The following is a 20790-nucleotide window of genomic DNA, read 5'->3' as shown; positions in this document are numbered from 1 at the left end:
GGCCTAGTCGCACACCTGGGTGGGCGCATAGACCAGCTGGCCGTGGGCGTCATAGAAGGACCGCGTCTCGGTGCGGCAGCGCCCGCTGCCCGAATAGGCGGCCGGGGCGTAGCCAGGGCTCGCCGCCGGGCGGCTGCGGTAGTAGGCGCGGCGATGGTCGCAGTTGGTCCGGGCCAAGTTGTTGCCCACCACCGCGCCGGCCCCGGCGCCGATGATCGTGCCGCCGAGGCGGCCGCCGCCACGGCCAACCGCATTGCCCAGGAAGCCGCCGGCGACGGCGCCCAGCAGGGTGCCCACCACCTTGTGGTCATGCGAGCGTTGTTCGCAGCTCGAGGCCTGCGCCGTCGCGGGCGCGAGCGACGGCGCCGCCAGGGCGGCGACGAGGCCGGTGACGATCAGGGTCCGGCGCATGGGATCTCTCCTCGGTCTTGCCAATCAGGCCAGGCCGCAAGAACGCATCGGGGACCGAAGGGATGCGCCGGACGCTCAGTCCAGCCAGTCGAGCGCGCCCATCTTGGCGAGCCAGACCAGCCCGAGTTCGACCGCCATCCGCCGCGGCGGCGGGAAGGCGTGCAGCACTTGGCGCGGGGTGGCGGCCTGGCCGGACGCCAGCAGGTCGAAGGCCTGGGCGCACTCCTCCAGCGGCGCGCGCAGGTGCTGGAAGGCGCTGTCGAGCCGCGTGGCGGTCCCGCGGATGTCCGCGGCGGTGACGCCGGGCACCGGCTTCAGCGGGCGGTCGAGCGACCAGGCATGGGTCGGGAAGCCCGAGAAGGCCACATAGGGGTCGCCGCGCACCGGGTCCTGCTTCTGGCGGACGACGGGATCGGGCGCGGCGCGGCGGACCTCGCCCAGCTCGTCGGCCAGGGCGGCGATCTGGCGGGCCACCACCGGCCAGTTGAAGATCGTGCGCACCCGCTCGCGGCCGGCGGCGCCCATCCGCTTGCGCAGATCCGGCGACCTGGCGAGTTCGGCGATGGCGTCGCCGGCCCGGCCCACATGGACGGCGGTGTGCTGCGCCACCTCGCCCACATAGCTCTGGTAGGTGGTCATCTCGAACAGATGCCGCATGACCATGTTCATGCCCTGGCCGGACGGCGGGCCGCCGAGGGTCGGGATCAGGAAGCCCTGCTCGCCGTCGCGGACCGTGAAGCGGTAGCCATCCCAGTCGCTGACCACCACAGGCAGGCCGGCCGCCATGGCCTCAACCGGGGTGATGCCGAAGGTCTCCTGGATGTTGTCGACCAGCGAGATGAAGATGTCGGCCCCGGCCCACAGCTCGCCCACCAGGGTCTTGTCGTTGCCGTCCAGGAAATGGGTGGCGACGTCGGGGGCATGGTTGCGCGCCGCCTCGGCGTAGAAGTCGCGGTCCCGGTCGGGCGAGGGGAACCACCCGGCCATGGCGAAGGCGATCTTCTGGCCCGTCAGCTTCACCGCCCGCTGGACCGCGGCGAACATCGACTGCGGATAGGCCTTCTCGAAGAACGACAGCCGCCCGACCCAAAGGACCAGCACGTCGTCCTCGGCCAGGCCCAGCCGGGCGCGGACCCTGGCGCGGGCGTCCGGGCGATCGGCCAGGGCGGCGAAGCGCGGCCCGTTGACGCCCAGCGGGATCACCGGCAGGGCCGGCATCGGCGGGCGTCCGCCGCCCGTCCGCTCGCCCAGGAAGTCGCCCCAGGCTTCGAACATGGCGGTCGTGGCGTCCTTCACGCTGGGCGAGGTGCAGATCAGCGCGTCCCAGGGATGGGTGGGCGCGATCAGGCAGGCGGCGATCCCCTCGCGGATGGCTGGCGGCGCGAGCGTGTGGATCAGGCCGATCAGGCTGTAGCTGCGATCGCCGCCGGTGATCCGCCGCAGCCAGGCCAGGTTCTGCAGGTGCGGCTGGCCCTTCAGCACCGCGCCGGCCTCCTGCGCCGCCTGGGTGGAGAGCACGGTAGAGCGGGTGATGCGGATCGGGGCCGCGGGATCGTCCAGCAGCGCCTCGCGCAGGTGCGCCTCGCTGGCCGGCAGCGAGCTCAGGATGTCGATCTGCTCATAGCCGCCGTGGCGCGCCATGGCCTGGAACAGCTCCAGGTTGGCGACATCCTTGCCGAAGACGTTGGACTTCAGTTCCAGCTCGCCCCGCGGGTGGTGGATCGCAAGCCTAGATCCCACGGCAGCGTCCGCGGCTGGGGGCTGGGAGAAGGGCGTCGGACGCGGTCACCGGGATTCCCTGTGCTGGGGGTTCGGGGCTAGATACGGGCCGGTCCGACCTTGCTGTCCGGACGCGAGCGCCTTTGGGGCGCACCGGGAACGCATGCAGGCCGAAACCGACGAGGAGCAATACCAGCGCGGCGCGGCCTTGCAAAAGGAAGGGCGCTTCGGCGAGGCCGCGACGGTGTTCCGCGAGCTGGCCGACCGGGTGCTGACGCTGAAGCTGGCCCTGGGCCTGGGCGTCTGCCTGGGCGAGACCGGCGCCTTCGCAGAGGCGGCCCACTACCTGGGCTTGGCCGCCGGGCACGCGCCGGACAATCCGGTCATCCGCCGTCTCGCAGGCGTCGCCTTCGCCGAGGCCGGGGACGCCGGCCGCGCCGAGCCGGAGCTGCTGGCCGCCCTGTCCCTGGCTCCCGACGACGCCGAGGCGAAGATGGCGCTCTGCAGCTTCTACCTGTCTGTCGGGCGCTATGCCGAGGGCTGGCCGCTGATGGAGGCCCGCGTCGGGCTGCACGCCGATGTGGTGCCGCCGGTCAGGCTGCCCTACCCGGAATGGCTGGGCGAGCCCCTGGCGGGCCGCTCGATCCTGGTCTGGGTCGAGCAGGGCTTCGGCGACAAGATCCAGATGGCGCGCTTCGTCCCGGCGCTTAAGGCGCGGGGCGCCGCGCGGGTGACGCTCGGCTGCCCGCCGGCGCTCACCCATCTGTTCACCACCCTGGAGGGGGTCGACGAGCTGGTGACGGTGGCCGTGCGCCAGAGCGTGTCGGTCGCGCCGCACGACTGCTGGAGCCGCTACCTCTCGCTGCCGAACCGGCTGGGGGTGACGCTGGAGACCGTGCCCACCGCACCCTACCTCACCGCCCCGGCCGACCGGCGCGCCGCTTGGGCCGGCTTCCGCCCCGAGGCGAGCCTGGGCGGCCGGCGCGCGGGCCTGGTCTGGCAGGCCAGCCCCACCGGCTTCAACGCGGCCAACAAGGGGCTGGCGCGCGCCGACGCCCAGCGCCTGCTCGACCTGGGCGCGGTCAGCCTGCACCCGGAAGACACCGGCGCGGCCGACTTCGCCGACACCGCCGCGATCCTTGAAACCCTGGACCTGGTGATCTCCATCGACACCTCGGTCGCCCATCTGGCGGGCGCCATGGGCAAGCCCTGCTGGACCCTGCTGCCGGCGCTGAAGTGCGACTGGCGCTGGCTGCGCGAGCGCACCGATTCGCCCTGGTATCCGACCCTGCGCCTCTATCGTCAGGCCCAGCCTGGCGACTGGCGCGAGACTATCGACCGGGTGATCGCCGACCTAGCGGCCCCCGACCTGGGCGCGGCCTAGGGCCAGCACCCCGTCGACCAGGGCCGCGATGTCCGCCGGGCCGGTTCGGTGGTTGACGATGGCCGCGCGGATGGCGGTGCGGCCGTCGATGGTGGTGGTCGACGGCGCGACGCGGCCTTCCTCATGCAGGTCGGCGACGATGGCGGCGTTGTCGGCGCCCTTGTAGGCGAAGCAGACGATGTTCAGCGACACCGGCGCCAGCAGCTCCAGCTCGCCCTCGGCCTCGACCCGCGCCTTCAGGTCCTGGGCCAGGTCGCAGGCCCGGCCGATCACCGCGCCGATGGCGTCCAGGCCATAGGTCTTCAGGCTGAACCAGACCTTCAGCGCCCGGAAGCCGCGCGACAGGTCCGGACCGTAGTCGCAGGGCCACCATTCGCCGCCCGCCAGGCCGCGCTCGGCATGGCGCAGATAGGCGGCCTCGCTGTAGGTGAAGGTGCGCTTGTGGGCGGCTGCGTCGCGCGCCAGCAAGAAGCCCGCGTCATAGGGAACCTGGCCCAGCTTGTGGAAGTCGAGCGCCAGGGTGTCAGCCCGCTCGATGCCGGCCAGGCGCGGCGCGACCTTCGGGCTCAGCACCCCCAGCGCGCCCAGCGCCCCGTCCACATGGAAGGCGCAGCCCTCGCGCGCGGCGATATCGGCCAGGCCCGAGAGGTCGTCGATGGCGCCGGTGTCCACGCTGCCGGCGGTGCCGACGATCAGGAACGGCTTCAGCCCCGCCGCCCGGTCGGCGGCGATGGCGGCTTCCAGGGCCGGCAGGCTGATCCGGTTGTCGGCGTCGGTCTCGACCAGCCGCAGGCGATCCCAGCCCAGGCCGTTCATGTCCATGGCGCGGACGATGCAGCTGTGCACGCCCCTGGAGGCGTAGGCCACCACGCGTACGTCGCCGTGGATGCCGGTGTGGCGCACCTCGGTCCCCAGAGCCCGGTCGCGGGCGATCAGCACGGCGCAGAAGTTGGCCATGGAGGTGCCGGTCAGGAAGATGCCGCTGGCGTCGGTGGGGAAGCCGAACAGCTCGGCCATCCAGGCGCCGATCTGCCGCTCGACCTCGATCGGCATGTGATCGCGCCCGCCCAGGTTGGCGTCGAGGCCGCCGGCCAGCATCTCGGCCAGCATGCCCACCGCCGTGCCGCCGCCCTGCACCCAGCCCATGAAGCCGGAGTGGCGGTTGCCGCTGCCGAACGGGGCGACGTCGGCCATGAACTGGGCGTGCGCCGCCTCCAGCGAGCCCGGCGCGCGCGGCAAGGGCGCGCGGCAGCGGGCGCGCTGCGCGGGGCTCGGCGCCTGCCAGACCGGCCGTTCGCCGAGCGTCGCCAGGTTGTCGAACATGTCGTCGAGCATGCGGTGGCCCTGGGCGCGCAGTTCGTCCCAGTCGGCCGGATCGAGGCTGGTCGGCGGATCGAGGCTGGTCCGCGGATCGAGGTTGGTGGCGTTGTCCGTTCGGCTCATGGTCTCCCGTCCGGGTTTCCTGTTTGGCGACTCGCCCCCGAACCCCAAGACGCCGCGAAGGTCCCTTATCCGCCACCGGTCCGCGCCGGAACCCCCTGTCTGCAACCGGCGGATGAACCGCGCGGCCCACGAAGGCCGATTTGCTTGCGCGAGCGGCGCAGCCTTCCGCATAAGGGCCTTCTGGAGCCAGGAGACCTCGGCTTGCCGCTGACCGACGACATCAACGAGCTGATCGAGCACGAGACCACCCAGGCCCAGCTGATGCTGCGCCGGCTGACCGAAGAGATGCCGAAATCGGTGGACGCCCACTACCTGTTGGGCATCTCGCACCTGCGCCGGCTCGAGTTCGGCCCGGCGCGCGCGGCCTTCCTCGATGTGCTGAAGCTCGACCCCAAGCACAACGACGCCCTGCGCAACGCCGCCTTCTGCCTCCTGGCCAGCGGCGACTATGAGGGCGCGCTCGAAGGCTTCCAGCATGCGCTGAAGATGACCGCCAACGCCGGCAGCATGCGCCATGTGGCGCTGCTGCTGCATCGCCTCAGCCGCACCCAGGAGGCCGTGAAGACCTACGAACGCCTGCTCAGCGTCTGCCAGCCGACCAGCCCGGAAATCCCCATCGCCCTGCAGGGCCTGGCTTTCGCCCTGCGCGACGCCGGCCGGCCGATCGCCGCCGACCAGGTCATGCTGCAGCTGATCGAGCGCTTCCGCCGCGAGCCGGTGGCCATCTCCTCCGGGCTGATCGCGCGCAACAACTCCGACGACTTCCACGAGTGGTCGCCCTATGCGGACAAGGCGCAGCTGGCGGCGGTGCTGACGGCGCGCGCGGCCAAGGACCCGGGCGGCCGCTTCCCGGAGACCTTCGTCCTGCCGAAGGACCGGGCGGCGCTGGAGGCCTTCGCCAAGCGCAAGGACGCGCCGGCGCTCTACATCGTCAAGCCGATCCGCGGCTCAGGCGGCCAGGGCATCCGGGTGACCGCCGACATCAAGGGCGAGCTGGACGCCGAAGACGTGGTCGTCCAGCGCTACATCGACCGGCCCTTCCTGATCGAAGGCCACAAGGGCCATTGCCGCATCTATTGCCTGGTGACCTCGGCGAGCCCGCTTCGGGCCTATGTCTATTCCGAGGGCATCGTGCGGATCGCGCCGGAGCCCTACGATTCCGACCCGGCCAAGGCCGCCGGGCCGTCCATGCATGTGACCAACACCGCGCTGCATCTGGGCCATCCGGGGCTCAACGTCAGCACTGACGCCAGCCAGGACGACGTGGGCTCGATCCGCAGCCTGTCGGCTCTGCTGCGCCGGATGACCGCCGAGGGGATCGACGGCGAGCGCGTGTTCGCGGAGATCAAGGCCCTGGTCGAGTGGCATGTGCGGATGCTGGCCGCCGAGGGCCTGTTCGTGCGCCAGGCGGCCGGGCGGCCGGCGCGGGCCTTCCCGCCCAAGCTGTTCGGCCTCGACGTGCTGGTGGACGCCGAGGGCCACCCCTGGCTGATCGAGATGCAGCGCACGCCCGCCGCCAAGGGCGCGGCCCTGGTCGAGAAGATCAATCTGGAGATGTACCGCACGGTCTTCCATATGGCGCACGCCCCGCTGATCGACGATGCGACGCCGGCCGACCGCGTCCAGGCGCTGCGCAGCGACGACGCGGCGCGCCGCGAGCGCGAGGCGGAGATCGAGATGGCCAACAGGGGCAAGTTCGTCCCGCTGGACCTCTGAGCCGCGGTAGCCGCGGTCACGCCTCGTCGGCGCGTATCCAGGACCGGGCCTCGGCGAGCTGCTCGTCGCGGAACACCTTGACCTTGGCGCCGGTGAACAGCGGGCTGAGGTGCGAGACGCCGCGGATCCAGGCCTGGTCGGCGACCACCGCGACCCGATCGACCTTGCGGGCCAGCGGCAGGCCCAGGCGGATGTCGGCGAACAGGGCGGCCGGCTCAATGCCGGTGAAGCCCTCGATGATCTCGATCACCCGGGTCTTGCCGCCGTCCAGGTCGGTGCGCATCCGGTCCATGTTGGCCGCGAGCTCGTCCTCGGTGATATGGCCGGAGACCCGCAGTTCGATCACCGGGGACTCGGGTTCGCTGGCGTAGGTGATCATGCGTCGGGCTCCTTCGCGGCGCCGGTTGCGCGCCTTCGCAAGGCCTAACGCCCGGACCCGCGTCGCCTGTTCCGGAACCGCTTAGTCCTGGATGTGGGCGAGCTGGCCGCGGAGCGCCTTGAAGACGGGCGGGATGTCGGCGTGCTTGAAGGGAGCGAACTGCTTCTTGGCCGCGTCCAGCCGCGCCTTCATCGCCTTGGCGACCTCGGGATGGTTGGCCGAGACGCTGTAGTTCTCCGGCCGCTCGCCGCCAGGGCCGCCCCGGTGGTCGTAGAGCTCCTCGTAGCCCAGGGCGCCGACCGGCAGCATCAGGCCGCGGTAGTAGAGGGCGTCCACATACTTCCAGTCCTGGGTGCGCACCGCGACCGGGACCTCGTTGTCGAACAGCACCAGTTCCTCGTGCGGCGAGGCCGCGCCTTTCTCCAGCACCGCGGTGATGTCGCGCCCATCCAGGGTCACGTTCGCGAGCGGCGGCCGACCGGCCATGGCCAGGAAGGTGGGCAACAGGTCCACGCCGCTGATGATCGAGGACACCCGCTTGCCGGCCGGCAGCCGTCCCGGCGCCCAGGCGACGAATGGCACGCGATAGCCGCCGTCGTAGCCGCCGCCGCCCTTGCGCTCGCGCAGGTTCCCCGGCGAGCCCTCGAACCAGGGGCCGTTGTCGGAGGTGAAGATCACCACCGTGTCGCGCTCCAGCTTCAGCGCCCGCAGCTTGGCCATCAGCCGGCCGACGATGGAATCGATCTCGGAGACCACCGCGCCATAGGGCCCGGCGAAGGTCTTGTCGTCGAAACCCGGGTGCGGATGCTCCGGCAGGTGCGGCGAGGACAGCGCCAGCTCGACGAAAAACGGCTGGCTCGCGTGCGCCTCGATGAACCGCTCGGCGTGGTCGTAGAACTGCTGCTGCAGATTGGGGAAATCCACCGGGAACTTCGTCGTCTCGTCGGAGCCCGCGTGGCTCTCGAACAGCGACAGCGGCGACATGTCATGGCTGTAGGGGATGCCGAAGAAGGCGTCGAAGCCGTGCTTGGTGGGCGGCCAGGCCGCGCCCCGATGGCCCAGGTGCCACTTGCCGAACAGGGCGGTGGCGTAGGCCGGCTTCAGGGCGTTGGCGATGGTGACTTCCGACAGCGGCAGGCCGCGGTCGTCCTGCTGCATGATGACCTCGTAGCCGAGGCCGGTGCGCACCGGGTAGCGGCCGGTGAGCAGCCCCGCGCGCGACGGGCTGCAGAGGTTGGCGGGCGCATAGTAGTCGGTGGCGACCACCCCCTCGCGCGCCATCCGCTCCAGGTTCGGCGTCGAAAGCCCGCCCGGGCCGTAGATCGAGACGTCGCCGTAGCCGAGGTCGTCGCACAGCACGACGATGAAGTTCGGCGGACGGGCCCCACCAGGCGCCGCCGCCGCGGCCCGCGGCTCGACGCCGGACAGCAGCGCGGTCGCGGCCCCGGCCGCCAGCAGGCGTCTGCGGTTCATGCGAGCCCTCCCGTTCCTTTTCCTTGCGCCGACTAGACCGCCTTGCCCGCCCGGAAGGCAAGCCGGCGCCTCAGGTCTCCGGCACGCCGGCCAGGAAGCGTTCGGCGCATTCCCAGATGACGATGTCGCAGGCCTTCTCCTCGACCAGGTCCCAGAGCACCGGCTTCGACCAGACGAAAACCACCTTGGCGAACACCACCGAGAGCGCCGCCGCCAGGCCGGTGTCGAAGGCGTAACTGTCGCCGAACAGCAGCACGGCGCGCGGGTCCTGGGCCCGCGGGTTCACCACCGTATAGGTCTCGCCGGTGTTGCGCCCGGTGGTCTCGAAGCTGCGATTGGCGTCGACCACCTCGCCCGCCGGGACGACGCGGGCGTAGGTCTCGTGCGGCGGCGGCTCGAAGAAGTGGACGCTGAGGTCCTGCCGCCCGGTCATCCGCTCGACCGGAAAGGTCAGGCTGGCGATATCAAGGGCCACGCCCATGCGCTGAAGCAAGGTCGCGGCGGCCACGCAGCAGCCGGACGAGGTCCAGTGCGAATTGTGCCGGAAGTAGGCGGGCGCGAGGCCCCGGACCGCCTTCAGCTCGGCGACCGGATAGACCAGCCGGGCCTCGGGGCCGAGGTGCGCCGCCAGCGCCATCATCGGCCGGCGCTCGCCGGTCGGCCCGCCGGGGCCCCAGCGCTTGTCCGGATAGATCACCTGCTTTTCCGGGACGATCAGGTTCCAGAGCATCACCCCGCGCGCCGCCGCCTGCGCCTGGCGCTCCTCGAACAGCGCGCGCCAGTTGGGGGCCCATTCGGGCTCGATCCTCAGCTCGCCCAGGAACTGCCGCTCCCAGCGGTTGGCGCCGTTGCTGATGAACAGGAAGCCGTCGTGGCCGGCCACCGCCACATTGCCGCGCGAGGCGACGCCGGGCGCAAGGCCGCTGGCCGGATGGCCGGGGCCGGTCTGCGCCTCCAGCTCGGCGTCTAGGCGGCGAATCTCGTCGAGGCGCATCGGCTCGGGCATGGCCAAGCCATAGCGTGGATTGTCGGCGATGGAACCGGGCTCGCCGAGCGGCGGCTCCTAAGGCTTGACCGGCGTGTCCTTCAGGCCCGCGTCCGAGCAGGATTTCGGCGCGTTCACCGGATTGCAGCGCACCGAGGCCTTGCCGGGCAGGGCGGCGGTGTAGCCGGTCCAGCGGGCTGGCTCGTACCAGGGATAGTCCGTGCTCACCATCTGGGCGCCGCTCGCCAGCGCCCGGTCGCGCACCGAGGTGTCGCCGGTGCGGCCTTCCTTGGTGTCGGCGTCGGAGCGGGTGCGCACGATGTAGCCCTGCTTGACCAGGGCGGCGATGGCGGCCGGGTCGGCGTCGTTATGCTCCACGAAGCCCGCGTCGGGGTCGCCGGGCTTAGCGTTGGTGAAGATCATCCGCCCCTTCAGCGCCGGGTGGCCCTCGAGGTAGGGGGCGGTGACGTTGCGCTGGTCCAGCAGGAAGACGACCTTGCCGCGCGCCGCCTTCAGCGTCGGCCAGCCGCCGTGTGACACGGCCTCGGGAAGCGTCGCGTACTTGCCCCGCACCTGGTCGGGGGTGATCACCTCGCCGGGCTGGAACACCGAGCGGATCTCAGCGTCGAGCGCGTCCATCGCCTGCGGCGTGAAGGGCTCGGGCGAGACCATGCCGGGGATCGCCGGGATCGGCTTGTCGGTCTTGGTCTCCACCAGGATGAACAGCGGCACGTGGTCGGGATGCGCCTTGGACCAGGCGCGGATTTCCTTCAGGCAGCCGGTGAACGGCTGGCAGGTGGAGATGTAGTCCAGGTCCTGCACGTGCATGACCTTGAAGCCCGGCTTGGCGAAGACGTGCTGCGGGTCGTAGGCCGCCGCCCCGCCGGCGTTCAGGGTCGCGCCCCAGGGATGGGCGAAGCGGCCGCCCTGGCTGTCCACGAAGACGTCGAGCTCGATCTGGCGGATGCCGTGGTCGAACTGCTGGGTCAGCGGCGCGTGCTGGTAGTCCAGCCCGTCGAAGGCCTTGGGATTGGCCACCTTGAGCATCTTGGCGACGCCCGGCGTCAGCCCGGCGTGGTAGCTGTTGTGCGTGCCGATCACCTGGATCTGGTTGAGGCGCAGGCTGTCGTCAGGGCCTGCGGCCAGGGCCGCGCCGGCGGTGACAGCGACGGCGGCCGTCGCCGCCAGCAGGTGATGGATCCGGAACATCTCGCCTCCCCGTTTTGCCCAGGCTTACGCCTGGGGAAGGCCCGTTCCTAGCCCCGAGATGTGACAGGCCGTCGACGCGGATTGCGAGCTTGGCAGGGCGCCAATTGACTTGACGCAGTAAGCGCCCCAGCCTCCGGCTGATGGCAGGGGATGAAGACGAACAGGAATGGATATCGGCTCCGGAGGCTGCCGATCTTGTCCATCCCCAGTACGGAAACCGGGGCCTTGCTGAGCAGGCAATCATTGTCGAGGCGGCTGGAGCGCGCATCTCCACGCGTCGCGCACGTCTAGAGGTCGAAACGCTTCACGATGACGAGCCCCCGATTGTCGAAGGGCCGGATAGGCTCGATGAGCTGTTCTGGCGCATCTTCAACTCGGAAGCGTCCCTTCGCGTTCGGGAGGACTGGACAGTGGGAACTTTCATCCTTCAGCGCGAAGTGGCACTTGGAACCCAAGTTATCCGGGCATTCGGCGTCGAGTTCTACGAACGGGACATTCGCTCGGTGTTCCGGTTGCCCGAACGGTCATTCGCGGTATTTCCCGAAGGCGCCCTTCAGGCGAGTTCTCGGCAGGTCTCAAAAGCGCCGCCGCCAATAGTCCCGCTTGAGGGTCGCTCTGCGCCAGCGACCAAGCGGGGGGACTCCATCGGCGATTTGCTTCAGGGCACTCTAGAAGGACGCGAGATAGTCTCAAGGCTGGCGGCTGACGCAGCGCCCCCAGCGCTGATCGCAGACCATATTCCGAATCGAACTGGGGAGCGGAAGACGACTCCCAAGCCCTTCGTGCCTGATGATCGGCTGACAGCTTGGTATGAGAAGCGCGCCGCCCAATTTCCCGCCGAGGTTCACCGGCAAGTGAAAGTGGCGGCCGAGAAGCGCTTCCACAATTTCCGGGTCGGGAAGAACCAGCTTTACGACGTGATGCGGGCCATACGGGGAAAGCTAAAGGCCGGAAATCCTACATTTTCCCGGCAATAGCCGGGAAATTGGTCGGGAAATTGTGCGCAATGTTGAACGTCTCAGTGGCGGTCAATTCTAGCGCTTCGGATGATTGGCTCCGTTGACGTTCGGCAATCCCGCCGACGCCAGCGGGAGACCGGCAGATGCGCCAGCCGCAAGCGCCATGACCTAGGTAGGCCCAGATACGCAAAGACCCGCCAAGCGCGATGCTGGCGGGCCTTCCCATCAACCGGGCCGTGACGGCGGAGCTGAAGCTTGGAGAAGCCCAGAATCCCACGTCGCGGCCCTAGAGGCAATCAACCATCGTCCTAGGCCGCCCCGAAGGCGCCCTGGTCGATCAGTATAGCTTCTCCGCTGCGATCCACCCGAACCTGCAGGCCTGGGCCGATGGCGATTGAACTGCCTCGGGAACTTGTCGTCGAGTTCGAGGGCTGCGATGGCGGCCTTCACTTGATGCCTGCTCGGCCAGGCCCTCCCGAGTCGATGTTGTTCCAGGGCGGGCTGTTCCACGTTGAGATGTTCAACTTCGACGGGCGGATCATAGCGCCGCCGTCGCATGCGGGCCGAGCGATACGGGTTTTCGTCACACCCTTGGACCAAGGGCGCTTCAAGAAAGGGCGGCTCAACTACATCGGTAGCGTCTCCGACCGATCGGACCAGGACCTCGGCCTCGGCGCCCAAATCCACATTCCAACGGACGACTGGCTTCCGACGATCACCTGCCTGGGCTCGATCTGGCGGCGCCTGACGCTATTGCTGGTCGAGGGAGCCGAGGGAAAGATCGCGGAATTTTCGTTCGCAGGCGCCCCTCCTCGATAGTCTCCACTCTCCTCGCGAAGACAGCTTGCCTTGTAGAGAACAAACAACGAACATGGCAACGGCGCCACACCTCAAGAACCTTCAGATAACAAGCTCTGCAACCGATTGACGGCCTCCGCAACCGGCGCGAATGCTGGTGCAAATTCAGGGGATCGAGATGCCGACTTGGGCCGCTCGCCAGACGGTTCTGGCGGCCTTGGCGTTGTTGGTGGTGGGCTTCGGAGGCGGCTTCCTCACCGCCCGATTGGCCGGTCCCAAATTCACCTCCGGACCCAGTGCAACAGCCACAGCAAATGGCATGTTCTGGCCCCTGTTCGGCAAGCCGCGCGCGGCCAACGCGCCCCGCGCCGCGCCGCGCAAGCCCGACGGCTTCGCGGTCTGGACCAGCCGGATGGACGCGGCCAAGCCGGGTGGCGCCGACTGCATCCGCATGTCGCGGCCACTGGACCCGCGCCGCTCCTACGGCGACTTCGTGGCGGTGAGCCCGGACCTGGGCCGTCCGCCGGCGGTCACCGTGGCAGGCGACGAGCTCTGCGTCGTGGGCATCGGCTTCACCAGCAGCACCGTCACCCTGCTGCACGGCCTGCCCGCCGCCGACGGCTCGACGCTCGAGGCCGACGAGCAGGTGGCGTTCCAGCCGGGTTCCAAGCCGGTCTATGTGGGCTTCGCCGGCTCCGGCGTGATCCTGCCGCGCGAGGACGCCGACGGCCTGGGCCTGGAGACGGTGAATGTCTCGCGGCTGCACCTCGAAGTGTGGCGGGTCCCCGACCGCAACCTGGTGCGCAAGGAGATCAGCGCGCCCGACCCGACGCCCGAGGGCCAGTACGACTATGAGGAAGGCCAGGACGGCGTCGGCAGCGACGGGCGCAGGATCTGGTCCGGCGACATGGACGTGCGCGGGACGCCCGACCAGCGGGCGGTCACCGTCTTCCCGCTGGGCGCGGTGCTGAAGACGCTCGAGCCCGGCGCCTACATGGTCAAGGCGGCCGACGCCTCAGGCCTGCGCGGCGCGCCGCAGCGGCCCGGCATGGCCGAGGACCGCAACCCCGCCCGCGCCCGGCGCTGGGTGATCTTCACCGACATGGCGCTGCAGGCCTACGACGGCTCCGACGCCCTGGACGTCACCGTCCGCTCGCTGAAGAGCGCCAAGGCCATGGGCGGCGTGCGCGTGGCCCTGGTTGGCAAGGACGGCGGCGAGCTGGCCTCGGTGGCGAGCGACGTCTCCGGCCGCGCCCACTTCGCCCGCGCCCTCCTGGCCGGCGAGGCCGGGGCGGCGCCGGCGCGGGTGATGGCCTATGGCCCGCGCGGCGACTTCACGGTCATGGACCTGGAGCGCGCGCCGATCGACCTGTCCAAGCAGGACGTGTCCGGCCGCGCCATCCCCGGCGCCCGGCCGCAGACCGGCAAGGCCGCGCTCGATCCGTCGGCCGCCGTGGACGGCTTCCTCTACGCCGACCGCGGCATCTATCGGCCGGGCGAGACGGTGCATCTGGTGGCCCTGCTGCGCGACCGCCTCGCGCGCTCGGTGAAGGACCGCCGCGGCGCCCTGGTGATCCGCCGCCCGTCGGGCCTGGAGTTCGCCCGCTATCGCTTCGCCGCCAGCCCTACCGGGTCGGTGAACGCCGACGCCGTGCTGCCCGGCGTCGCCCCGCGCGGCGTCTGGAAGGCCAGCCTGGAGATGGACGGCGCCGAGACCCCGTCGGGCGAGGTGAGCTTCCAGGTGGAGGACTTCGTGCCCCAGCGCCTGGCGGTGACCCTGGCCGCCGAACCGGAACGGCCGGTGGTGAACGGCGAGACGCGGCCCGTGCAGGTGGCCGCCCGCTTCCTCTATGGCGCCGTGGCCGCGAGCCTCCCGGTGCGCTCCGAGGCCCGGGTGATCGCCGACCCAAACCCGTTCCCGGCGTTCAAGGACTACCGCTTCGGCGACCAGCAGAAGCCGTTCGCGGAGAAGCTGCTGCAGGGCCCGCCCTCGGTCACCGACGGCGCCGGCCATGCGGTGCAGAACTTCCATTCGGAGGACCTGGGCGGCTCGACCCAGCCGCTGATGGCGCTGTTCACCGCCTCGGTGTTCGAGCCCGGCGGCCGGCCGGTCAGCGAAGAAACCAGCCTGAAGGTGCGCCTGGCCCCGCTCTATATCGGGGTGAAGACCACCACGGCCGGCAGCGGCGACGAGCCGGTGCAGACCTTCGAGATCATCGCCGTGGACGCCTTCGGCCGGCGGGTCGCGTCCAACGTCCACTACAAGCTGATCTCCGAGCGCTGGAACTACGACTGGTACGAGCAGGGCGGCCGCTGGGCCTGGCGGCGCACCAGCCGCGACATCCCCGTCGCCGAGGGCCTGGCGTCGGTCGGCGCGAGCGGCGCGGCGCGGGTCTCCCGGCGCCTGCCCTGGGGTGACTATCGCCTGGAGCTGGACGCCGGCGGCGCGCGCACGGTGATCCGCCAGAGCTCCGGCTGGTCGGAGCCTGCCGACGGGGTCGAGCCGCCCGACGCGGCCCGCGTCTCGGCGGTGCGGACAGGCTACCAGACCGGCGACACGGTCGAGATCCGCGTGCAGGCGCCGTTCCCCGGCGAGGCCGAGGTGGCGGTGGCCACCGACCGGCTGATCGCGTCGAAGTCGGCGAGCGTGTCGAAGGACGGCTCGGTGATCCGGCTGAAGACCGACGCCGGCTGGGGCGCCGGCGCCTATGTGCTGGTGACTGTGGTGCAGCCGCGCGATCCGGTTTCCAGCCCCAAGCCGCGTCGCGCGCTGGGCCTGGTCTACATCCCGCTCGAGCCGCCGGGCCGCAAGTTGTCGGTGGCCTTCGCCACGCCGCAGATCCTGGACTCCAAGACGCCGGTCACCGTGCCGCTGACGGTCAAGGGCCTGTCGGGCGAGCGGGCGCACGTCACCCTGGCGGCGGTGGACGAGGGCGTCTTGCGCCTGACCCACCAGAAGAATCCGGACCCGATCGGCTGGTACTTCGGCAAGCGCGCCTTCAGCCTGGCCTACCGCGACGACTACGGCCGCCTGCTCGACCCCAACCTGGGCGCGGCCGGCGCGGTCAACTTCGGCGGCGACGAGTTCGGCGGCGCGGCGCTGTCGGTGGTGCCGATCAAGACCGTGGCGCTGTGGTCGGGCGTGGTGGAGACCGACGCCCAAGGCCACGCGACGATCCGCCTGCCGCCCGGCGACTTCAACGGCCAGCTGCGGCTGGTGGCGGTGGCCTGGACCGACAAGGCGGTGGGCGCCGGCGCGACCGAGATGACCGTGCGCCAGCCGGTGGTGGCGGAGCTCAGCCTGCCCCGCTTCCTGGCCCCTGGCGACCGGGCCCAGGCGACGCTGGAGCTCGACAATGTGGCCGGCAAGCCCGGCGCCTATCGCGCCGACATCTTCGGGACCGGCGGGTTCTCAGCGCCGCCCGGGCGGAGCTACACGCTGGCGCTGGGCCAGCGGATCGCCCAGCACCTGGACATCGCCGCACCGCGCTCGCCGATGATCGGCTCGGTGGAGCTGAAGGCGACCGGTCCCGGCTTCGCCGCCGACAGGCGCTACCCGCTGCAGACCCGGCTGGGCTGGGGCAAGGTCACCCGCGCGACCAGCGTGCTGCAGAAGCCCGGCGAGGCCTTCACGCCGCAGCCCGCCCTGCTCAGCGGCTTCGCGGCCGGCGGGGTCAGCATGACGGTCTCCTATTCGCCGTTCCGCGGCTTCGACCCGGCGCCCATCGCCGCGGCGCTTTCGACCTATCCCTACGGCTGCAGCGAGCAGCTGGTATCGACCGCCTATCCGCTGCTCTACGTGGCCGACGCGGGCGCGGCGCCGAAGCTGAAGGCGCCCAACGCCGCGCTGAACTACGCGGTGGCCAAGCTCCTGGACCGCGAAGCGCTGGACGGCTCCTTCGGCCTGTGGCGGGTGGGCGACGGCGAGGCCGATCCGTGGCTCGGCGCCTACATCGTCGACTTCCTGCTGGAGGCGAAGGCCCACGGCGCAAACGTGCCCGAGGACGCGCTGGCCCGGGCGCTGCAGGCCATGAAGCTGGTCTCCAAGCCCGACGGCTTCTCCTCGGTGGGCTATGAGATGCAGGCGTCCTACGGCGGCCCGAACGCCGACAACAAGCGCCTGCGCGAGGAGAACGCGCGCCGCCGCAGCCGCGCCGCCGCCTATGCCCTCTACGACATGGCCAAGGCCGGCCAGGGCGACCTCGCCCGGCTGCGCTGGTTCCACGACGTGGGCTTCAGGACCGAGGCCTCGCCGCTGGCCCGCGCCCAGGTCGGCGCGGCGCTGGCGGCCATGGGCGACCGGCCCCGCGCGCACGACAGCTTCGTCCAGGCGGTCGCGGCCCTAGGCTTCAAGGACCCGGCCGACTGGTACCAGAGCCCGCTACGCGACCTGGGCGGCGTGATCGCGCTGGCCTACGAGGCGGGTGAGACCGGGATCGCGCGGAGCCTGCAGGGCCGGCTGGAGGACACCGTCAAGGCGCCCGACCAGCTCAACACCCAGGAACAGGGCCACCTGCTGCGCGCCGCCCACGCCATGCTGGCCGCCTCGGGCCCGATTTCGATCCAGGCGAGCGGGGTGACGCCGATGGCCGGCGGCGCCCGCTACGGCGTGGGCCGGCTGGCCGCCGCGCGGCTGGTCAACACCGGGCGCGGCGCGCTGTGGCGCACGGTGACGGTCTCGGGCCTGCCGACCGCGCCGCCGGCCGCCGACGCGCAGGGCCTGCGGCTCGAGAAGCGGTTCCTGACCCTGGACGGCGCCCCGGCCAACCTGGCGGCGTTGAAGCAGGGCGAGCGGATGATCGTGCGGCTCTCCGGCCAGTCGGGCGACCAGCGCTCGATGCTGACGGTGATCGACGACGCCCTGCCCGCCGGCCTGGAGATCGAGGCGGTGCTGAGGCCGTCCGACGCGCAAGGGGCGCCCAACGACGACGGCAAGGTCGCCGCAGGCCGCTTCGCCTTCCTTGGCAAGCTGAACGAGCCCTCGCTGCAGGAAAAGCGCGACGACCGCTATGTGGCCGCGCTCAGGCTGGACGGCGCGAAGCCCTTCGTCCTGGCCTATGTGGTCCGCGCGGTGACGCCGGGCGACTTCTTCGCCCCCGGCGCGGCGGCCGCCAACATGTACCGGCCCGCGGTCAACGCCCACACCGCGGCCGGCCGGCTGAAGATCGCGCCCGCCACGCCATGACACTGACCCCGCTTCGGCGCCGGCTGTTGCTCGGGGCCGGGGCCGTCGCGGCGGTCCTGGCGGCGGGCGTGGCCTTGAGCGCGGCGACGCTGCCGCTGGGCAAGCTCGCGCGCTCCTCGCCCGTGGTGCTGGACCATCGCGGCGTCTGGCTGCGCGCCCTGCCGGTGGAGGACGGCCGCTGGCGGCTGCGCGCCGACCTCGAGCGCACCGACCCGGTGTTCATCCAGCGGCTGATCGCGCTGGAGGACCGCCACTTCTGGTTCCACCCGGGCGTCGACCCGGCGGCCCTGGTCCGCGCGGTGGCCTCCGACGTCAGCGCTGGCCGGGTCCGTTCCGGCGGCTCGACGCTGACCATGCAGCTCGCGCGGCGGCTGGAGCCGCGCCGCCGCACCCTGGGCGCCAAGACCCTGGAAGCGGCCCGCGCCGTGGGGCTGGAGGCGCGGCTGGGCAAGAAGGGCGTGCTGGCGGCCTATCTGACGCTGGCCCCCTATGGCGGCAGCCTGGAGGGCGTGCGCGCCGCCTCCCTCGCCTACTTCGGCCACGAGCCCTCAAGCCTCACCAACGCCGAGCAGGCGCTGCTGATCGCCATCCCCCAGGCCCCGGAGCTGCGCCGCCCGGACCTGCATCCGCTGGCCGCGCGCAAGGCCCGCGCCCATGTGCTGCGCCGGCTGGTCGCCCGCGGCCTGATCAGCCCGCAGGCGGCGCGCGAGGCGGCCGCCGAGCCGATCCCGCGGCGCACCGTCTTCCCCGAACGCGCCTGGGCCGCGGCCGGGGAGATCGCCCGGGCGGCCCCGCCGTCGCAGCCCACCATCGTCTCCACCCTCGACGCGCGGCTGCAGACCCGCATCGAATCCCTGGCGGCGCAGACCGGCGCGGGCCAGGGCGATGAGTCGTCGGTGGGCGTGGTGGTGCTCGAAACCCGGACGCGGGCGGTGCGCGCCCTGGTCTCCTCCGCCGGGCGGGACCGGCCGGGCGGCTGGGTCGACGCCACCCGCGCCCTGCGCTCGCCCGGCTCCTCGCTGAAGCCGTTCATCTACGCCTTCGCCTTCGAGCAGGGGCTGGCCGCGCCGCAGACCCGCCTGGCCGACGCGCCGCTGGCCTTCGCAGGCTACGAGCCGGAGAACTTCGACCGCACCTTCCACGGCGACGTCACTGCCGGCCAGGCGCTGCAGTACTCGCTGAACGTCCCGGCGGTGGCCATGCTGGCCAAGGTGGGGCCCGACGCCTTCGAAAGCCGCATCGAGGCCACGGGCGCGCGGCTGGTGCGCCCGCACGCGGGCCTCGTCGACCCCGGCCTGGCGCTGGCCCTGGGCGGCGAAGGCGTCACCCTGCGCGACATCGCCATGCTCTACGCCGCCCTGGGCGACGGTGGCCTTGCTAAGCCGCTGGTCTGGACCGAGGCCGGCCTGCCGCACGCCCGCCACCAGGGCCATCGGCTGGTCTCCGCCGACGCCGCCGACCAGGTGCTGTCGATCCTGCGCGAGAGCCCGCCGCCGCCCGGCCGCGCGCCGCCCGCGCTTAGCCTCGGCGCGCCCAAGCTGGCCTTCAAGACCGGCACCTCCTACGGCTTCCGCGACGCGGTGGCGGCCGGGGTCGGCGACGGCTGGACGGTGGTGGTCTGGACCGGCCGCCCGGACGGCGGCGTTCGCCCCGGCATGACGGGGCGCGAGGCGGCGCTGCCGCTACTGTTCCAGGTGTTCGACATCCTGGAGGCCAGCGCGCCCCAGGCCCAGGCGCTCGCCCCCCAGAGCGCGCCGCCGGCGCTCAGCCAGTTCGACAACGGCAGGGGTGGCCCGCAGCTGCTGTTCCCGCCGGATGGCGCCTCGGTGATGGTCGATGGCTACGGGGCGAAGTCGCGCGGCCTGGAGCTCGCCGCCCGCGGCGAGGGCCTGCGCTGGTATGTGGACGGCGTCCCGCTGGCCGAGGCCAACGGCCAGGTCGTCTGGCGGCCGGACTTTCCCGGCTTCTATCGCATCACCGCCATCGACGGCCGCGGCCGCCAGGCCACCGCCCGGGTGAAGGTGCGCTAGTTGTTCGCCCCGCTGGCGGCCTTGCCCGACGCCGCGGCGCGCTCGGCGTTGCGCGCCCCGGCCAGGATGCCCGGCAGGGCGTAGTTGCCCTCATTGCAGGCGTATTCGTAGATCACTCCTTGCAGGGGCGAGAACTCGTACTCGCCGCCCCAGGGCTGGTCCCAGGTGGAGGGCGCGCTCACCGTGAACGAATAGCGCAGCCGGTCCTTGGCCGTGCGCGTGAAGCGCTCGGTGATCGTCAGGTCCCTCCAGGCGCCCTGGAAGGCCTGCTTCTGCGGGATGTGGTTGGTCTCGACCACCAGGGTGTCGCCCTCCCAGCGGCCGACGGAATCGCCGAACCAGGGCCGCACATTGTCGGTGCGGTGCTGGGCGTTAAGGCGCACGACGCGCACGTCGTGGACCATCTCCACCTGGATCGCCACGGCGTCCTTGGTCTGCACGATGTTGTAGTCGTTGTTGTAGAATCCGTTGGGCAGCATGGGCGGGCCGACATTGCCGCCGAACATGATGCAGCGCTCGGAAAGCGGCCGGTTCTCCGGATTGTCGAACGAGCCCAGCGGGCCGCGCGCGCCCTCGCCGGCCTCGGTGGCATAGCCGGCGATCGCCGCCGCCGAGCCGGACTTGCGCGCCGGCGGCCGGCCGTCCTTGGTGGTGAACAGCGAGGTGCGCGGCTGGCCGCCCACCCGCATCACCCGCTGGCCCGGATCCAGCCAGCCGCGGTTGTAGCCGCCGACGTCGCCGCCGGCCGCCAGGAAGGACGGCTTGCTCTCCAGCCCGTTCGGCGCGTTGATCGGCGCGTTGGGATCGGTGCGCTTGTTGCCCACCGCGATCTCCCGCTGCTCCTCGTTCTCCAGCGCCTTGACCTCTTCCGGCGTGTAGACGGCCCGGTCGCCGAATTTCGACTCGCGCACCGTCGGGGTCAGGGTCGCGTTGGACCAGTAGCCGCCGATGTCCGGTTGGCCGAAGGCGGTGCGCGGCGCCTTGTAGGCGGCGGCCGGCTCGGCACGCGAGGCGATCGGCGCGAGCGCCAGCCCGGCGGCGAGCGCCAGGATCGCGGCGGCCGGGGACGGCCTGAAGGCGGTGATGGTCATGGCGCGCT

General features: G+C 71.4%; 14 protein-coding genes. 6 read left to right on the top strand and 8 right to left on the bottom strand.

The features are described from left to right. Window positions 1–3: 3 nt before the first annotated feature. Complete coding sequence (locus VGL85_RS07885; RefSeq protein WP_331587786.1) at window positions 4–411, bottom strand: glycine zipper 2TM domain-containing protein; 408 nt, start codon at window positions 409–411, stop codon at window positions 4–6. A 75-nt stretch (window positions 412–486) separates the two neighbouring features. Further along, complete coding sequence (locus VGL85_RS07880) at window positions 487–2151, bottom strand: glycosyltransferase family 4 protein (protein WP_331587784.1); 1665 nt, start codon at window positions 2149–2151, stop codon at window positions 487–489. Window positions 2152–2293: 142 nt separating this feature from the next. On the opposite strand from VGL85_RS07880, the gene VGL85_RS07875 reads away from it, so the two are divergent. Beyond that, entirely contained in the window at window positions 2294–3514 is a 1221-nt protein-coding gene (locus VGL85_RS07875) for a hypothetical protein (protein WP_331587782.1), read from the top strand. Here VGL85_RS07875 and VGL85_RS07870 read toward each other — a convergent pair. Beyond that, window positions 3485–4957 (bottom strand): pyridoxal phosphate-dependent decarboxylase family protein, encoded by a 1473-nt coding sequence (locus tag VGL85_RS07870; protein ID WP_331587780.1) that lies wholly within the window; start codon window positions 4955–4957, stop codon window positions 3485–3487. The two genes, VGL85_RS07875 and VGL85_RS07870, sit on opposite strands and share 30 nt — an antisense overlap. A 201-nt stretch (window positions 4958–5158) precedes the next feature. Here VGL85_RS07870 and VGL85_RS07865 point away from each other — a divergent pair, with 201 nt between their 5' ends. Further along, window positions 5159–6673: a tetratricopeptide repeat protein gene (locus tag VGL85_RS07865; protein WP_331587778.1), complete on the top strand. Its 1515-nt coding sequence runs from the start codon at window positions 5159–5161 to the stop codon at window positions 6671–6673. 16 nt (window positions 6674–6689) lie between these two features. Here the strand turns inward: VGL85_RS07865 and VGL85_RS07860 are convergent, their stop codons facing one another. From VGL85_RS07860 to VGL85_RS07845, 4 genes are all read right to left on the bottom strand, one after another. Further along, window positions 6690–7052, bottom strand: a complete 363-nt coding sequence (locus VGL85_RS07860) for an STAS/SEC14 domain-containing protein (RefSeq protein ID WP_331587776.1) — start codon at window positions 7050–7052, stop codon at window positions 6690–6692. A gap of 81 nt (window positions 7053–7133) precedes the next feature. Then, complete coding sequence (locus tag VGL85_RS07855; RefSeq protein WP_331587774.1) at window positions 7134–8525, bottom strand: sulfatase-like hydrolase/transferase; 1392 nt, start codon at window positions 8523–8525, stop codon at window positions 7134–7136. Between the two features lie 70 nt (window positions 8526–8595). Beyond that, the gene (locus VGL85_RS07850) at window positions 8596–9531 is read right to left on the bottom strand and encodes an alginate O-acetyltransferase AlgX-related protein (RefSeq protein WP_331587772.1); all 936 of its coding nucleotides are present in this window, start codon (window positions 9529–9531) and stop codon (window positions 8596–8598) included. 57 nt (window positions 9532–9588) lie between these two features. Then, window positions 9589–10719 carry a phosphatidylinositol-specific phospholipase C1-like protein gene (locus tag VGL85_RS07845; protein ID WP_331587770.1) on the bottom strand — a complete coding sequence of 377 codons (1131 nt, stop codon included), beginning with the start codon at window positions 10717–10719 and terminating at the stop codon, window positions 9589–9591. A 140-nt stretch (window positions 10720–10859) separates the two neighbouring features. On the opposite strand from VGL85_RS07845, the gene VGL85_RS07840 reads away from it, so the two are divergent. From VGL85_RS07840 to pbpC, 4 genes are all read left to right on the top strand, one after another. Next, window positions 10860–11696, top strand: a complete 837-nt coding sequence (locus VGL85_RS07840; protein ID WP_331587768.1) for a hypothetical protein — start codon at window positions 10860–10862, stop codon at window positions 11694–11696. Between the two features lie 369 nt (window positions 11697–12065). Further along, a complete protein-coding gene (locus tag VGL85_RS07835; RefSeq protein ID WP_331587766.1) occupies window positions 12066–12497 on the top strand; it encodes a hypothetical protein in 432 nt (143 codons plus the stop codon). 298 nt (window positions 12498–12795) lie between these two features. Further along, window positions 12796–17661 carry an alpha-2-macroglobulin gene (locus VGL85_RS07830; protein ID WP_331587764.1) on the top strand — a complete coding sequence of 1622 codons (4866 nt, stop codon included), beginning with the start codon at window positions 12796–12798 and terminating at the stop codon, window positions 17659–17661. After that, window positions 17658–19691, top strand: coding sequence for a penicillin-binding protein 1C (pbpC, locus tag VGL85_RS07825; RefSeq protein ID WP_331587762.1), 2034 nt, complete (start codon window positions 17658–17660; stop codon window positions 19689–19691). The genes VGL85_RS07830 and pbpC overlap by 4 nt, the downstream gene beginning before the upstream one ends. On the opposite strand, the gene VGL85_RS07820 is transcribed toward pbpC, so the two are convergent. Further along, a complete protein-coding gene (locus VGL85_RS07820; RefSeq protein WP_331587760.1) occupies window positions 19688–20782 on the bottom strand; it encodes a hypothetical protein in 1095 nt (364 codons plus the stop codon). The two genes, pbpC and VGL85_RS07820, sit on opposite strands and share 4 nt — an antisense overlap. Window positions 20783–20790 lie beyond the last annotated feature (8 nt).

The sequence above is a fragment of the Phenylobacterium sp. genome (assembly GCF_036501465.1).
Taxonomy (GTDB): Bacteria; Pseudomonadota; Alphaproteobacteria; order Caulobacterales; family Caulobacteraceae; genus Phenylobacterium.
The sequence above is the reverse complement of the archived record's forward strand: the minus strand, read 5'-3'. Positions and strand labels throughout refer to the sequence as shown.